The sequence below is a fragment of the Nonomuraea sp. NPDC048916 genome, assembly GCF_040649575.1.
GTDB lineage: Bacteria > Actinomycetota > Actinomycetes > Streptosporangiales > Streptosporangiaceae > Nonomuraea.
Genome location: NZ_JBEZFS010000259.1, coordinates 1 through 417, shown reverse-complemented (window position 1 = coordinate 417; position 417 = coordinate 1). Strand labels below are relative to the sequence as shown.

At 69.3% G+C, this 417-nt stretch carries 1 protein-coding gene and 1 pseudogene; both read left to right on the top strand.

The features are described from left to right. A partial coding sequence (locus AB0C16_RS40755) for an ABC transporter permease subunit (protein WP_357691568.1) occupies nucleotides 1-289 on the top strand: 289 nt, incomplete at its 5' end. Between the two features lie 8 nt (nucleotides 290-297). After that, nucleotides 298-417: pseudogene (locus tag AB0C16_RS40750) on the top strand (sirohydrochlorin chelatase); the annotation flags it as partial.

The following is a 417-nucleotide window of genomic DNA, read 5'->3' as shown; positions in this document are numbered from 1 at the left end:
GTGGCACATCGTGCTGCCGGCCGCGCTGCCCGGCTATCTGGCGGGGCTCAAGCAGGGCTGGGCGTTCTCCTGGCGTTCGCTGATGGCCGCCGAGATCATCGCCTCCTCGCCCGAACTGGGTCTGGGGCTCGGGCAGTTGCTGGAGAACGGCCGCAGCAACTTCGACATGCCCGGGGTCTTCCTCTCGATCCTGCTCATCCTGTTCGTCGGCATCGCGATCGACCTGCTGATCTTCAGTCCGCTGGAGCGGTGGGTGCTGCGCAGCCGCGGTCTCCTCGTCAAGAACTGAGTCACGCCATGTCCCGTCCCACGCTTCTCGTCATCGCCCACGGCAGCCGCGACCCCCGGCACGCCGCTACCGTGCACGCGCTCACCGAGCGGGTACGCGCCGAGCGGCCGGGGCTGCGCGTGGAGACC